Origin of the sequence: [Clostridium] symbiosum (assembly GCA_036419695.1) — a bacterium.
Classification (GTDB): domain Bacteria; phylum Bacillota; class Clostridia; order Lachnospirales; family Lachnospiraceae; genus Otoolea; species Otoolea symbiosa_A.
This window is the reverse complement of the sequence record CP143946.1, coordinates 4,786,670-4,800,676: the sequence shown is the minus strand read 5'-3', so window position 1 is coordinate 4,800,676 and position 14,007 is coordinate 4,786,670. Positions and strand designations below refer to the sequence as shown.

Here is a 14,007-nt window from a genome sequence, read left to right as displayed (position 1 = left end):
GCACCTGGCAGGTAAGACCAAAAGGCACAGCCGGGCGCTTACAAAATATAAGTCAGGCGGACAGTAAGTCCGAAGAAGCATGGACGCCGGCTTCCACAATAATGGAGGATTCAAACATGGCAGGATATAGAAAGCTGGGAAAAACTTCCAGCCAGAGAAAAGCATTACTTAGAAACCAGGTTACCAATCTGTTATACCACGGCAAAATCGTTACAACTGAAGCAAGAGCGAAAGAAGTAAAGAAAATCGCCGAGGGCTTAATTGCAATGGCAGTTAAGGAAAAAGATAACTTCGAAACCGTTAAGGTTACTGCAAAAGTTGCGCGCAAAGACAAAGACGGCAAGAGGGTAAAGGAAGTTGTTGACGGCAAGAAAGTAACCGTTTACGACGAAGTAGAGAAAGAAATCAAGAAAGACAAACCATCCAGACTTCATGCAAGAAGACAGATGTTAAAAGTTTTCTATGATATCACAGAAGTTCCTACTGCAAAAGCAGGCAGAAAGAAAAACACAAAATCCGTAGATATGCCGGCAAAACTCTTTGATGAGATTGCTCCTAAATACGTTAACCGTAACGGTGGATACACAAGAATCGTTAAAATCGGCCAGCGTAAGGGCGACGGCGCTATGGAAGTTTTATTAGAGCTTGTTTAATCTTATATCCGAATCGATTATGAAAAAAGGCATTCCCGCTTTGGGAGTGCCTTTTTTCATTCACCCTTCTTCGCAAGAATATCGTAAGTTGACTGTCATAGAGGAACGCTTTATAATAAAATCATAAAAATAGCGGAAAATTCAGCAATAGAAAGTTTTCCGCCGGAGAGGATGAGGAAGATGAAAAAAAAACGCAGGTGGATTGGTCCGCTTGTTTCCATATGTATGGCAGCCTGTATGGTATTCGGAGGAGCAGCCGTTTCCTATGCTGCTTCATCCAGAAAGACAATCAGTAAAGTTTCTATTACCCTGGATCTGAATCTGGACGCCGGAGAGAGTCTTCCGGATCTGGAAGCAGGGAAGGACAGCGGGTTTAACGTGCGTGCCGGCAACGACAGATATGTGGCAAGTGAGGCGCAGTGGGTCAGTTCCACATCAAAAGATGTAAAGATTGGAAGTACCTATACGCTTAAAGTATGGCTGGAGGCGGAGGATCCGGATACTTACGGATTCGTTGGAACCTACAAAGCCAGCAATGTAACGGTCAAGGGCGGAACTTTCGTTTCCGCGTCGAGAAAAGGCTATGATACCCTGATTGTGACGGTGAAGACAAAGCCGGTGAAGGGCGAATACGAGGCTCCCGATGAGGCCGAGTGGAAACAGAACCAATTAGGACATGCAAAGTGGGATAAGGTGAGCGGCGTGGATGCCTATGACGTTACCCTCTACAAAGGAAACAGCGCCATATACAAGGTGAAAGCATATAAAGGCACAACGATCAATTTTTATCCGTACATGACAAGTGCGGGAACGTATTCCTTCAAGGTGCGTTCCACGCCGTCGAGTGACAATCAGAAGGATTATGCGGACAGCAGCGACTGGACGGAATCCGATGAGATCTATGTCGCCAAAGAATCGGTTTCAGACGGTTCGGGTAAAATCGATTATAATAATACGAACAGTGCGGCAAACAATTCCACATCCCAGGTCGGCTGGATTCAGGACGGAAGCCGCTGGTGGTACCGCTATCCCGACGGCACTTATCAGAAGGATTCATGGCTGTTTATCAACAATATCTGGTATCTGTTCGACAAGGACGGATGGATGCTGACCGGATGGCAGGAGAAGAACGGCAATTGGTATTACCTGGACAATAACGGCGCAATGAGAAAGGGCTGGGTACAGGCAACCAACGGCTGGTATTACCTAAATCCGGGGCCGGACGGAACCGAAGGAGCGATGTTCAAGAACCAGTGGCTGGACAGCAACGGCAAGAGATATTATCTGGGCGAGAACGGCGTAATGTGTGAGGGATGGACCCAGGTAGGGGGAAACTGGTATTATTTCTATCCGGGAGACGGAAGTATGGCTGTAAACACTACGATCAGCACCTTTTATGTGGGAGCGGACGGAGTATGGCGCAGATAGCATGTAAACTGTGACCGTTCAGAGAGGAATATTGCACGGAGAGGCAACGATGGAGGTTCTGGCCGGCTGCATCAAAATGTAAGAAGAGAGGTATTGGTATGTTCAAGAGAAGAACAAGGGGATTATGGATCGGTTTTGCGGCGGCGCTGATCATAGCGGGCAGCGCTTTTACAGCATATGCGGATACAACGATTGCCAACATCAGAGTGACGTTCAAGAATAACTACGACAGCGACGGCGGAGAGATTCTGGAGCCTACCCTGACGGCCGGAAGCGGTTATGAAGTTGAAGATGTGTCCTGGAGCAAGGAGCTTAACAAGTGGAGCCCAGGCTCGAAAGTGACGGCAACGGTTACCCTGGTTCCGGGAAGCGGGAGATCATTTAATGGATCCTACTCTTCTAAGAAGAGCACCATCAGCGGCGCAGATTTTGTTTCCGCCAAGAGGAACGAGGAGGGCAACCTGGTCGTGAAAGCGACGTATTATCCGGTTGTGCAGCTCGGACAGACGGAGAAAGCCGGATGGAGCGATTTGACGAAGACGAAGGCGGTTTGGAAGAAAGTAAAGTACGCTACGGCATATCAGCTCAGGCTGTACCGGGGCGATGACGAGTATGTGACGACACTGACGCTGGAAGGGACAAACGTTGATCTGACGGAGTATATCACCAAAGAAGCAAACTATTTCTATGAGGTGAGAGCCACCTCAAAGAACAGCAATGACGCAAACTACAGACGAAGTGGAGACTATGTGACATCAGAGGATTCATTCGTGGATAACCTGGGAGAAGTGGGAGGCCGCTGGCGTCAGGACCGCATCGGACGCCGGTATACCGATGAGAACGGCGTTGAGGCGGTAAACGGCTGGCGCTACGTTCTGGGCACCTGGTATTACTTTGATGAGAACGGCTATGCGGTTACCGGCTGGCGCTTAATCAACGGCAAGTGGTACTACATGGACGCAGAATGCAGGATGCTGACTGGCTGGCTTAACCTGAACGACAAATGGTATTATACGGATTCCACTGGAGCCATGGCTGTCGGCTGGTATCAGCTCTCGCCTTCCGAGTGGTACTATTTTTATGAGGATGGCAGCATGGCTGTGAACACAGTGATAGACGGCTATACAATAGGCGGAGACGGAAAGATGCAGTAAAACGGCGCTTTTTGCTCTTTACTCAGCCATCCGCCGGGGAGTGGGAAAATTACCATGGAGAGTATCAGTACACTGAAGAATGTTTTAGACCGCATGGAACAGGAAGTCATCATTACCGACCATGGGGAAAAAATACTCTGGGTGAATCAGTATGCGGAGAAAGCCGCAAAGCTGGATGAATGGGTTGGAAAGAAATTCGGCTCCTGTTTTGTCTCACAGAAACACGAGGACGGAGGAGAGTTTCTCCAGTCACCGTGGGGAGATACTTATGGCTGTGGGACGGAGGAATGGGAAGGCGGTATGATTTATTTTCTGGATAACCTGACCAGCTTTGACAATCCCAGAATCCAACGTGAATGTTATAAAGAGATCGTCGAAAAACTTGATGTCATGGGAACCAACGCAAAGGGTGAAATCGTGATCGTCAGCAAGATGGCCGCCCAGTACTACGGGATGAGCCGGGAGCAGCTTTACCACCGTTCTCTGGCCGATTTTTACAATTACCGAACGGAGGATGAGCATGAGCACAGGGATGTCATTGAGACCGGAGTTCCGATCATAGACAAATATAGTGACAATCCTGCCAGGGCGAAGAATTATGTTTATCGTCCCCTGATGTACAGCACCTACCCCTTTGCTTACCGTGGAAAAAATATACTGGCATATACGATTATCCAGGATGACAGGAAGGCGCAGGAGACGCTCCGTGAAATTACGGAGCTGAAGCGCCGTATGCGTATGAGGGATTTGAAGGATGAAAAACACAAGGAGGAGAATGACACCTCCTATTCTTTTCTGGATATTGTCGGGGAGAGCAAAGCTCTGGTGGATACCATCCGGGATGCCCAGACAATTGCCGGGGTGGACCGTAATCTCCTGATAGTTGGCGAGACCGGGACCGGAAAAGAAGTTTTTGCCCAGAGCATCCATAATTTCAGTAAGAGAGGAAAGGAACCGTTTATACCGGTGAACTGCGCGGCAATACCGGAGAATCTCCTGGAAAGCATCCTGTTCGGAACGGTCAGGGGAGCCTATACCGGCGCGGTGGACTCGGAAGGCCTGTTTGAGCTGGCGAAGAACGGTACGCTGTTTCTGGATGAATTGAACTCCATGCAGGTTTCCATGCAGACGAAACTGCTGCGTGTACTGCAGGAAAGAAAAGCCATGAGGGTCGGAGGACATAAAATGTATCCGATCAACTGCCGGATTGTCAGTGCAATCAACGAGGACCCCAGAGTACTCATGGATACCGGCAAGATGAGAAGCGATCTGTTTTACAGAATTGCGCCCCTGTCGCTGTACATCCCGCCGCTGCGGGAGAGACCGCAGGACATACTGGCAATGGCCCGGTATTTTATCGGCAAATATAATAAGGTTTTTTATAAAGATATTAAGGCTGTTTCTCCTGAAATGGAGCGTCTCCTTCTGGCGTATGACTGGCCCGGCAATGTTCGGGAACTGGATTATGTGATTGAGAACATGATGATCAGGGCGGAAGAAAGTGAGCTGAAGCTTTCGGATCTGCCGCGCCATCTCCAGGGACAGTTTGAAACCGCCGAAGAAGCCGCCGTAACAGTGGAACACGCCATGATAGCGGGAGGCGGGCCGGCTATGAGAGCAGGAGGAAGTGTAAGCAGTGATTGCGTAAGTCTTTCCGACAGTCTGCAGACATATGAAAGGGAGCTGATTGAGACAGCGCTTCTTCGGAACGGAGGCAATCAGAAGAAGGCGGCAGAGAAATTAGGAATTTCCCGGCAGAATCTGTATCACCGCATGCGGCGTCTGGAAATGTGTAAAAAATATGATACATAGTGAGTAAAATATATTTTACATAGGTAAAGAATATTTTACTTATTAAGAGAGAGCTGCAGGCGATTCCATACTATCATCCTGTAGAAGATGATTTCCTGGACATTTTTAGGGCAGATACCAGAAAAAGACCTTTTGATAAGGTCTTTTTTTGTACTCAAAAATGCAGGAAGAGACTGGAAAAGAGGAGGATAACAGATAAAAACAGGTAAAGTCAATTCAAAAAAGAGAGACTGGGACTTTATTTTACAGATTTTTCCGCTTAAAACCATGGTATACGGAAAAGTGGCACGGAGGTTGCTTATATATAGGGCAGATAAGGAGAAAGGAGGAAATGGAGCAATGGATCAGGAAGCGATTATCAGGTTGATTCAGTCGGAGATGAAACCGGGGATGGGGTGCACGGAACCGGCCGCGATTGGTCTTGCTGTGTCCAATACATGCGGCAGACTAAATTTGCCGGCAGCGAAAATACATCTGAAGCTGAGTTCCAATATTTTTAAAAACGCATTCTGTGTGAAAATTCCCAATACGGATAAAGCGGGTATCCCTCTGGCGGCAGCTCTGGGAGCGCTGCTGGCGGGAAGGGACAACACGATGGAATTATTCTCACGGGTTACGGCGGAGCTGACCGAAGAGGCTGAAAAAATGCTGAAACATGGTATTATCACATTGGAAGTGGAGCCGGATAACCGGTTTTATATCGAAGTGACGGCAAGCGCCGGGCAGGAGGCAGTACGGACCATTACGCTGGACAGACATGACAATCTGGTCTACATAGAAAAAGACGGTAAGATTCTGCTGGACCGGAGGAATGGCCACAATGTGGACTCATATGGAGGAGAAGTGTGGATAACTGAGTCGTCCATATGCGATTTGGTTGATATCTGTGAGAAAATACCGGTTGGGGAAATCGCTTTTTTAAAAGAAGGTATTGAGATGAACCGTCTCGCGGCACAGATGGGACTCAGCCGGAGTTATGGACTGAATATTGGAAAAAAAATACGCGGAATGGTGAAAAAGGGTGTGCTCCCGGACGATTTGGCAAGCTTCGTTAAAATGAATGTAGCTGCCGCCTGTGACTGCCGGATGGGAGGAGCCCCGCTCTCCGCCATGACCGTGCTGGGCAGCGGGAACCAGGGGTTTGAGGCTATTTTACTTCCGGCGTCGGCGGCAGAATATCTGGGCTGCGGAGAAGAGAAAATGCTTCGGAGCGTCATGATGAGTATTCTGCTTACAATCCGCATTAAATACCATGTCGGCCGTCTCTCGCCCATTTGCGGAGCCACTCTTTCGGGTGCGGCCGGAGCAGGAGCCGTTGTGTGGCTGATGGGCGGAAGCCGGGAACAGATAGAGGGAGCCATCCAGAACATGCTTGGAAGTGTATCGGGGATGCTCTGCGACGGGGCAAAAGACGGATGTGCGCTGAAGCTGGGAAACTGCGCGGGGGAGGCTGTTCTGGCAGCAAGCCTTGCAATAGAGGGAAGTATCATAAGGCAGACGGACGGAATTATAAGCTGCCGTGTGGAGGAGACGATCCGGAATGTGGCCCGCCTTTCACGGGAGGGGATGTCCGGGGTGGATATGAATATTATCTCCATTATGCTCAGTAAAGAGAGTATGGCCGCCGGTGAAAATGCATCTGTCACAGCCGTAAGCGGCAGACCGGCGAAAGTGTCATGACGAAACAGAGAAGTAAACAAATTCTATGAGGAGGAAAGAAACTATGAGCAGCATTACAAACAAAGCATCAATTCTGGACGATGAGAAGGCTAATATCCTGAGGGGAGCCGTAGGTACAAGAGCCTGCTGGATGGCGCTGATTTATGAGGAGGCGTGCAAAGCCGGTATAGGAGAGGAGGGGGAAGAGATTATCCGCAGAGCAGTCAGAAGATACGGACAGAATCAGGGAGCCGATATTAAAAAAGCACTGGACGACGGTAATGGTTCCCTGGACATGGAGAAATTTGCCCAGGCATTTGGTTCACCGGTTGCGGTAAATGCCTTTGAGGCCGAGGTAACGCCGGAAGGAGAGGCGAAAGTAGATATAGAATATCATTTCTGCCCGCTCTTAAAATCCTGGCAGGACTTAGGCTATGATGACGAAACCTGTATGAAGCTGTGTGATATGGCCATGGAAGGAGACAGAAACATGGCGAAGGGGATGGGACTTGGCTTTGAACTAACGGATACAATTGCAAATGGATGTCCCACATGCCGTATGAGTTTTTATAAAGAATAACAGGGAAGAAGTGAAATCGGCCCAAATCGCGCCGAGTGTCCATATCTGTATTGTTAATTGCAGAATGGGGAGCTGATTATGGTATAATACTTGCAGCGGACATGTTTTCATGTCCGCCGGGCGGGTAATTATGGCATATAAAGGAGGGTATTATGAGCGAGACGGTTGCTCTGAAAAAAGATATAGGTTTTAAAGAAGCGTTGAGTATTGCAATTGGACAAAGTATTGGAACCGGAGTTATGGCCATGACGGGGCAGGCCATCGGCTTTACCGGAAACGGAGTGGTGCTGGCATTTATCATAGCGGCATTCCTGGTAATTGTACTGTTTCTTCCGACCGCTATTATGGGATCCACTCTTCCGGCCACCGGAGGGGCATATATGTATGGCGCCAGACTTCTGGCTCCGCGATGGGGAGTTTTTTATGTTTTGATTTTTCTTTCATATAATATTACGCTTTCGCTGTATGCAATTTCATTTGCCGACTACATGCAGTCACTGGTGCCCGGGATTCCGTTTAAACTGGTCGGCGCAGCCCTGCTGACACTGTTTTACGTGTTGAACCTCATTGGGGTAAAGTCGGCGGCCATGGTTCAGAAAATAATGGTGCTTGTGCTGCTGTCCGCATTTGTACTGTTTATCGGATATGGAATTCCTCAGGTGAATTTTGAGGCCTTTACCTCAGACAATGTTGTGCCTAACGGTATCGTCGGATTGATGACGGCATCGGCTCTTATGACATTTGCCGTGGGCGGTTCCAATGTTATCGCCAATATGGGCGGTGAGATGAAGAATCCGGGCAGGGATATTCCACTGTGTATGATTCTTGGAACCGGTATTGTCGGTGTGTTCTATGCTTTTCTCGGCCTGGTGGCTTCGGGAGTGCTTCCCTGGGCACAGGTGGCGAACAAGAACCTGTCGGAGGTGGCAAGGGCAATCCTGCCAGGACCGCTATACACTTATTTCATCATTGGAGGAGCGCTTTTTGCAATTGCCACAACGCTGAATTCGGTGTTTGGCTGGGTGACAAAACCTCTTCTCGCGGCTGCGGCCGACGGCTATCTTCCATCGGTTCTGACCAGGGTAAATAAACGGTTCGGCACCCCCCATGTGCTGCTTACGATGTTTTACCTGATCGGTATCGTGCCGGTAATTACAGGAGTTTCGCTGAAGACGGTTTCCACCTACGGTTCGGGAATCTCGATCTTTATGACTATTATACCGATTGCCGCCTCGACACAGTTACATAAGAGGTATCCCGAGGCATGCAAGAAAGCATTCTTTATTCTGAAACCGGGAACAATGAACGCGGTGGCGGCGGTTGCCATGATACTCGTAGTAATCCAGACCTACCTGCTGTTCCAGACACTTCCCGTGGCGGCCATCATCGGAGCCATGCTCTATGGGCTGGCGGCGCTGGGACTTTCGATTTATATGGAAAAAAGAGCCGGTAAAGTGCTTTATACGGGAGATGCGGAAAAGGATTTCCAATAATTTTAACAGGAAAAATTAAATACAGGGCGGGAAAAAGAGCCGCTGTAGAAGTAGATGATTTATCTGCTTTTACAGCGGCATTTTCATTGTTGAAATCTGTATTATTAAGAGGTTGTGCGGTTTACCGCATGCTGTAATTGAGGACGGTTTTCGACCCCTTGTGACTCAAATATATCTTCTGATGTTTGGATTATATGGAGAATTTTATAGTTTTTTGAATGGCAGATCTGATTATAATTTAGACAGTAAAAACGCGGGAAACAGTGGAAAGATAAGGAGGGAAGGAACATGTACAGCAGAGAGCAGCTTTTCTGATTAATCTGGACGGTTCTTATGACAATCAGCTTTTGTGTGCAAGTTCAGGAGGTATGGCGGCGCAAATCCGACAGCCGTTGGAGCTTGTTAACTTGCCGGAAGCGAATAGATGTATGCGGATAGCAATCAGCGGGCTGGCAGGCGGTCATTCCGAAAGGGAAATTAACCGTGGCTGTGACAACGCTATCGGAATTTTAGGCCGTTTTCTGCTGAAGATTAAAAAAATGTTTCCCTTCGCAATTTCAGATTTGAAAGGAGGCGACAGTTATATTGCCTTGGCCCGTGACGCCCAGGCCGATTTGGTTCTTGCCGAAGGGACGTACCTGAGTTAGCGAAAGCGGCGGCAGAGATGGAAGAAACACTTCACAAGGAGCATCCCATAACAGGAGAAAATATCAGAGTTTCACTGGATGAATGCAAAAAACCTCCGTATGCGTATTCGCCAGAACAGATCATGATGGTGCCGACTCTGTTTTACGAGATACCGCAGTGGCAGTTTACCGAAGGATGTTTGGGGAAGAGCCTGAGACTTGTTCTATCCACGTTGGCCTGGAAGTCGGCTATTTCTTCTTAAAAAAAGCTGGGATGGATGCTATTGCATACGGACCAGATCGATGGAACAATCACAGCCCATCAGAAGGAATGAGCATTCCTTCTGTATATAAGGCTGAGGAATATCTTTTCGCTCTTTTAGCAGAACTTCGGTAGAAAATTCAGGAATGTTCAACAGCGTTTTCAAAGTTTTGCTGAAGATATTCAAAAAAGGCTCTGGAGGCATTATTCAAAGGCCTGAGACTGCTTCGAAAGAGAAAAGTTTTACGGGTAAACAATGGTTCATCCACATCCAGAAGCATAGAACCGGTGAAATCAAGATGTTTCCAGGAAACCGTCGGCACAACAGCTATGCCGAACTTGCAGTCTACATATTTTTCAATGCATTTCAAGTCATCTATGTATGTGATAGTGTTCGGATGGAATCCATATTGATCACAGTGAGACATTAAAATACGGACGATATTGGAATCGGGTGAGAGAAACAGAAAATTCTCATAACGTAGTTCGGGAAGTGTAACGGATTGACGTCCGGCCAGTGGATGGGAGGCGGATACAGCGATTTTTAACGGTTCCTCGACAAGAGGGACGCATATGTCATCATTTTCCGTGGGTGCGAATGCCGATACGCACAGCTCGTACTCGGTGAAGTCCCCCGACCTGTGTGAAATAATAAAGCGGACGCTGGGATGTTCATGTTTAAAAGCGGCAATATAGTTTATCAGATTATACCGATGCTGCAGGATAAGACATCTGACTTCACCGCGCAGTACATTGGGATTCTTCTCTTCTCTGATTTCCAAAAGGGATGAATCCAGCGCAAATAAGCTTTTTTGTACTCCAAGGTAGAGACATTTGCCTGCTTCCGTCAAAGAAAGTTTGTTTTTAGTTCGGTTAAAGAGAGGGGTGCCCAATTCCCGCTCCAGTTTAGAAATGGTTTTTGACATGTCTGATTGCGGGATCATGTGATAGATGGCGGCATGAGAAATGTTCTCCATCCGTGCGACGGTGACAAAATAACGTAATTGAAGCAGTTCCATTAATACATCTCCTTTACTGAAGAGTGAATAAATGGTTACGTATGAAAGAACGATGTGCAGAAGGCGGTAAAAAGCAGCTGTACAAAGTATAAAATAATTATAGCACAACGCAGTTTTACTGGAATATATTTGGAAAAATATATTTGAAATTGTTATGTATTTTCAGGACTTGATAATACGGGGTTAAGAAAGAAGGGAAAGATATGTTAAAAAGGAGTAGTACAGAAACAAAACAGGTAAAAGCAATCAACCCAATGCTTATTCTTACAGCATTCCTGGCAGTAGCAGCAATAGCTACTTATATTATACCGGCAGGTTCGTTTGACCGTGTGTCAAATGAGACGACTGGCTATTCAATGGTGGAGCCGGCAAGCTTCCACCGAGTGGCACAAAATCCTATCCAATTCTTTGATTTTTTTATGGCAGTCCCAAAAGGCCTTGCATGAGCCTCTCTTTTCTGATATGGCGATAAGATATGAAATATTAAAAGAACGAAGGAAAAACCGGTTTCAGGAAAGTTAGTACCCTGAAAATCGGTTTTAATTGTTATTTAATTGTATCCAAGGCTTCGATATGATAAAATGATCGGCGGAAGGATGAAACTTATCTTATAGAAAAAGGGCAGGAGTTTGAAGGGATGTCTTCAGACAAAATATTACTTGACTCCCAGTTACAATTGCTCTACAATTTACACAAATGCGCAGTGATAAGATGCGGTTATGAAGGGCTTGATCATGAATATTATAAAAGCGGCAAATCTCGTTTTTGATTATATCAGGCGGGATGAAGAAGATAAAATAGAAGAAGTGAACCGGGCTATCGATCACGTGGATGTGGAGATAGAAAAGGGGAGCTTTGTGGCGGTCCTGGGACATAACGGTTCGGGCAAGTCCACATTCGCAAAACATATTAACGGTATTTTGATTCCGACGGAGGGAACGGTCTGGGTGTCTGAGATGGATACGGCGGACGACGATCTTCTGTGGGATGTGAGAAAGACGGCCGGGATGGTGTTCCAGAACCCGGACAACCAGATTATCGGCAATGTGGTGGAAGAAGATGTGGGCTTTGGCCTGGAGAACATCGGAGTTCCCACCGAGGAGATCTGGGAACGCGTGGACAACAGCCTTAAGGCAGTGGGGATGACGGCTTACAGGAAGAAGTCTCCCAACCGTCTGTCGGGCGGACAGAAGCAGAGGGTGGCGATTGCGGGTGTCATGGCGATGAAGCCACAGTGCATTGTCCTGGATGAGCCGACTGCAATGCTGGATCCCAACGGCCGCAAAGACGTTATCAGCACTGTTCGGGAACTGAACCGGGCGGAAGGGATTACCGTGCTCTTAATCACCCATTATATGGAAGAAGTAATCGATGCGGACAGGGTGATTGTCATGGACGGCGGAAAGATTGTTATGGACGGGACTCCGAAGGAGATTTTTTCCAGGGTGGACGAGCTTAAGAGCTACCGTCTGGACGTTCCCCAGGTGACGGAGCTGGCCTATGAGCTGAAGAAGAGCGGAGCTGCGCTGCCGGATGGAATACTCAGGAAAGAAGAGCTGATGGAAGCGTTGCTTCCGCTCTTAAAAGAGGAATAAAGATATGTCGATTAAGGTTGTAGATTTGAATTACACATATGGAGTGGGGACTGCCTTTGAGCAGCATGCCCTGAAACATGTGAATTTTGAGATAAACGACGGTGAGTTTGTCGGTCTGATCGGGCATACCGGTTCTGGTAAATCCACGTTAATCCAGCATCTGAACGGACTAATCCGTCCTACCAGCGGGGATATCTTATATCACGGGACAAGCATTTTCAGCGATGGATATAAGATGAAGGAGCTGCGGAGTAAAGTTGGGCTTGTATTCCAGTATCCGGAGCATCAGCTTTTTGAGGCCGATGTGTTTTCCGATGTCTGTTTTGGCCCGAAGAACCTGGGCTGTACGAAGGAGGAGACGGAGAAAAGGGCCAGACATGCGCTGGATCTGGTGGGAATGGATGAGAGCTTTTACGAGCAGTCTCCTTTTGAGCTGTCGGGCGGACAGAAGAGAAGGGTGGCAATTGCCGGGGTTCTGGCTATGCGTCCGGAGATGATGATTCTGGATGAGCCGACGGCAGGGCTGGATCCGCAGGGCCGTGATGAGATCCTCGATCAGGTGGAGAGACTGAACCGCCAGCACGGTCTGACAATTCTTCTTGTTTCACACAGTATGGAAGATATGGCCCGCTATGTAGACCGGATCATGGTGATGAACCATGGGGAGAAGGTTTACGACGACACCCCGCGGGAAGTGTTTAAACATTATAAGGAACTGGAGGGCATGGGCCTGGCGGCGCCTCAGATTACGTATGTCGTGCAGGAACTCAGGGAACAGGGAATCCCGGTGGATGATACGATTACGACCGTGGAAGAGGCGAGGGATGCGATTCTTAACCTCCTTCGGGAGAGGGGGAGGCTTACGTTATGATTAGAGATATCACGATCGGACAGTATTATCCGGTAGATTCGACGGTTCACCGTCTGGATCCGAGGACGAAGCTGTTCGGGACAATGATTTATATTATTTCACTTTTTTTTGCAAATAACCTTTGGTGTTATCTGGTTGCCACCCTTTTTCTGGCTGTGGTAATCCGGGTATCGAAGGTTCCCTTCAAATTTATTGTGAAGGGGTTAAAGGCGATTGTCTTCCTGCTGCTGATCAGCGTCAGTTTTAACCTGTTTTTGACGGAGGGGCGCGTGATTTTCCGTCTCGGTTTCCTGAAGATAACGGCGGAGGGGCTGAGCCTGGCTTTCTTTATGGGACTGCGCCTGATGTATCTGGTTCTGGGTTCATCCATCATGACGCTGACCACGACTCCCAACCAGCTTACGGACGGTCTGGAGAGGAGCCTTGGATTTTTAAATAAAATCCGTGTTCCCGTTCATGAAGTTTCGATGATGATGTCGATTGCGCTTCGTTTTATCCCGATTCTGATCGAGGAGACGGATAAGATTATGAAGGCTCAGATGGCCAGAGGGGCTGACTTCGAGACGGGTAATCTGATGCAGCGGGCAAAGAGCATGATACCGCTTTTAGTTCCCCTGTTTGTTTCCGCATTCCGGCGTGCGACGGATCTTGCCATGGCTATGGAGGCCAGATGTTATCGCGGCGGCGAGGGAAGGACGAAGATGAAGCCGCTTCATTATGAGAAAAGAGACAGGGCGGCCTATGCCGTATTCATTGTCTATCTGGCGGCCGTGATCGCGATCCGCGTTGTCCTGTAGAAGAATCACGGCTACTGTGCACGGAGGGAACAGTAACGAATGACGGCAGGAGATGAAA

General features: G+C 48.0%; 14 protein-coding genes. 13 read left to right on the top strand and 1 reads right to left on the bottom strand.

The genetic code is table 11. The annotated features are described in order from the left end of the window. Nucleotides 1-116: 116 nt before the first annotated feature. The 9 genes from V3C10_21445 to V3C10_21405 all read left to right on the top strand — a co-directional run bounded on the left by V3C10_21445 (nucleotide 117) and on the right by V3C10_21405 (nucleotide 9,668). Nucleotides 117-653: a bL17 family ribosomal protein gene (locus V3C10_21445; protein ID WVP61841.1), complete on the top strand. Its 537-nt coding sequence runs from the start codon at nucleotides 117-119 to the stop codon at nucleotides 651-653. Between the two features lie 180 nt (nucleotides 654-833). Next, the gene (locus tag V3C10_21440; GenBank protein WVP61840.1) at nucleotides 834-2,081 is read left to right on the top strand and encodes an N-acetylmuramoyl-L-alanine amidase family protein; all 1,248 of its coding nucleotides are present in this window, start codon (nucleotides 834-836) and stop codon (nucleotides 2,079-2,081) included. 98 nt (nucleotides 2,082-2,179) lie between these two features. Beyond that, nucleotides 2,180-3,235, top strand: coding sequence for an N-acetylmuramoyl-L-alanine amidase family protein (locus tag V3C10_21435; GenBank protein WVP61839.1), 1,056 nt, complete (start codon nucleotides 2,180-2,182; stop codon nucleotides 3,233-3,235). A 54-nt stretch (nucleotides 3,236-3,289) separates the two neighbouring features. Next, nucleotides 3,290-5,047, top strand: coding sequence for a sigma 54-interacting transcriptional regulator (locus tag V3C10_21430; GenBank protein WVP61838.1), 1,758 nt, complete (start codon nucleotides 3,290-3,292; stop codon nucleotides 5,045-5,047). A 339-nt stretch (nucleotides 5,048-5,386) separates the two neighbouring features. Continuing rightward, nucleotides 5,387-6,727, top strand: a complete 1,341-nt coding sequence (locus tag V3C10_21425) for an L-serine ammonia-lyase, iron-sulfur-dependent, subunit alpha (protein WVP61837.1) — start codon at nucleotides 5,387-5,389, stop codon at nucleotides 6,725-6,727. Nucleotides 6,728-6,770: 43 nt separating this feature from the next. Then, complete coding sequence (locus V3C10_21420; protein WVP61836.1) at nucleotides 6,771-7,286, top strand: L-2-amino-thiazoline-4-carboxylic acid hydrolase; 516 nt, start codon at nucleotides 6,771-6,773, stop codon at nucleotides 7,284-7,286. Nucleotides 7,287-7,438: 152 nt separating this feature from the next. Continuing rightward, nucleotides 7,439-8,779, top strand: coding sequence for an APC family permease (locus V3C10_21415; protein WVP61835.1), 1,341 nt, complete (start codon nucleotides 7,439-7,441; stop codon nucleotides 8,777-8,779). Between the two features lie 428 nt (nucleotides 8,780-9,207). Beyond that, on the top strand, nucleotides 9,208-9,426 hold the full coding sequence (locus V3C10_21410; protein WVP61834.1) for a hypothetical protein: 219 nt from the start codon (nucleotides 9,208-9,210) through the stop codon (nucleotides 9,424-9,426). Between the two features lie 17 nt (nucleotides 9,427-9,443). After that, nucleotides 9,444-9,668 (top strand): hypothetical protein, encoded by a 225-nt coding sequence (locus V3C10_21405; protein ID WVP61833.1) that lies wholly within the window; start codon nucleotides 9,444-9,446, stop codon nucleotides 9,666-9,668. Nucleotides 9,669-9,807: 139 nt separating this feature from the next. Here V3C10_21405 and V3C10_21400 read toward each other — a convergent pair whose 3' ends face one another. Then, nucleotides 9,808-10,686, bottom strand: a complete 879-nt coding sequence (locus tag V3C10_21400) for a LysR family transcriptional regulator (GenBank protein WVP61832.1) — start codon at nucleotides 10,684-10,686, stop codon at nucleotides 9,808-9,810. 203 nt (nucleotides 10,687-10,889) lie between these two features. Between V3C10_21400 and V3C10_21395 the strand changes: the two genes are divergently transcribed. The 4 genes from V3C10_21395 (at nucleotide 10,890) to V3C10_21380 (ending at nucleotide 13,949) form a co-directional block, all read left to right on the top strand. Continuing rightward, nucleotides 10,890-11,132, top strand: coding sequence for a hypothetical protein (locus V3C10_21395; GenBank protein WVP61831.1), 243 nt, complete (start codon nucleotides 10,890-10,892; stop codon nucleotides 11,130-11,132). Nucleotides 11,133-11,420: 288 nt separating this feature from the next. Then, on the top strand, nucleotides 11,421-12,281 hold the full coding sequence (locus V3C10_21390; GenBank protein ID WVP61830.1) for an energy-coupling factor transporter ATPase: 861 nt from the start codon (nucleotides 11,421-11,423) through the stop codon (nucleotides 12,279-12,281). A 4-nt stretch (nucleotides 12,282-12,285) separates the two neighbouring features. Next, nucleotides 12,286-13,152, top strand: a complete 867-nt coding sequence (locus V3C10_21385; protein ID WVP61829.1) for an energy-coupling factor transporter ATPase — start codon at nucleotides 12,286-12,288, stop codon at nucleotides 13,150-13,152. Further along, nucleotides 13,149-13,949, top strand: a complete 801-nt coding sequence (locus V3C10_21380) for an energy-coupling factor transporter transmembrane component T (protein WVP61828.1) — start codon at nucleotides 13,149-13,151, stop codon at nucleotides 13,947-13,949. Before V3C10_21385 ends, V3C10_21380 begins: the two co-directional genes overlap by 4 nt. Nucleotides 13,950-14,007 lie beyond the last annotated feature (58 nt).

Excerpts from the sequence above, each read along its gene's own strand:
- V3C10_21445 (WVP61841.1), top strand. The coding sequence starts at position 117 with ATGGCAGGATATAGAAAGCTGGGAAAAACTTCCAGCCAGAGAAAAGCA.
- V3C10_21440 (WVP61840.1), top strand. The coding sequence starts at position 834 with ATGAAAAAAAAACGCAGGTGGATTGGTCCGCTTGTTTCCATATGTATG.
- V3C10_21435 (WVP61839.1), top strand. The coding sequence starts at position 2,180 with ATGTTCAAGAGAAGAACAAGGGGATTATGGATCGGTTTTGCGGCGGCG.
- V3C10_21430 (WVP61838.1), top strand. The coding sequence starts at position 3,290 with ATGGAGAGTATCAGTACACTGAAGAATGTTTTAGACCGCATGGAACAG.
- V3C10_21425 (WVP61837.1), top strand. The coding sequence starts at position 5,387 with ATGGATCAGGAAGCGATTATCAGGTTGATTCAGTCGGAGATGAAACCG.
- V3C10_21420 (WVP61836.1), top strand. The coding sequence starts at position 6,771 with ATGAGCAGCATTACAAACAAAGCATCAATTCTGGACGATGAGAAGGCT.
- V3C10_21415 (WVP61835.1), top strand. The coding sequence starts at position 7,439 with ATGAGCGAGACGGTTGCTCTGAAAAAAGATATAGGTTTTAAAGAAGCG.
- V3C10_21410 (WVP61834.1), top strand. The coding sequence starts at position 9,208 with ATGCGGATAGCAATCAGCGGGCTGGCAGGCGGTCATTCCGAAAGGGAA.
- V3C10_21405 (WVP61833.1), top strand. The coding sequence starts at position 9,444 with ATGGAAGAAACACTTCACAAGGAGCATCCCATAACAGGAGAAAATATC.
- V3C10_21400 (WVP61832.1), bottom strand. The coding sequence starts at position 10,686 with ATGGAACTGCTTCAATTACGTTATTTTGTCACCGTCGCACGGATGGAG.
- V3C10_21395 (WVP61831.1), top strand. The coding sequence starts at position 10,890 with ATGTTAAAAAGGAGTAGTACAGAAACAAAACAGGTAAAAGCAATCAAC.
- V3C10_21390 (WVP61830.1), top strand. The coding sequence starts at position 11,421 with ATGAATATTATAAAAGCGGCAAATCTCGTTTTTGATTATATCAGGCGG.
- V3C10_21385 (WVP61829.1), top strand. The coding sequence starts at position 12,286 with ATGTCGATTAAGGTTGTAGATTTGAATTACACATATGGAGTGGGGACT.
- V3C10_21380 (WVP61828.1), top strand. The coding sequence starts at position 13,149 with ATGATTAGAGATATCACGATCGGACAGTATTATCCGGTAGATTCGACG.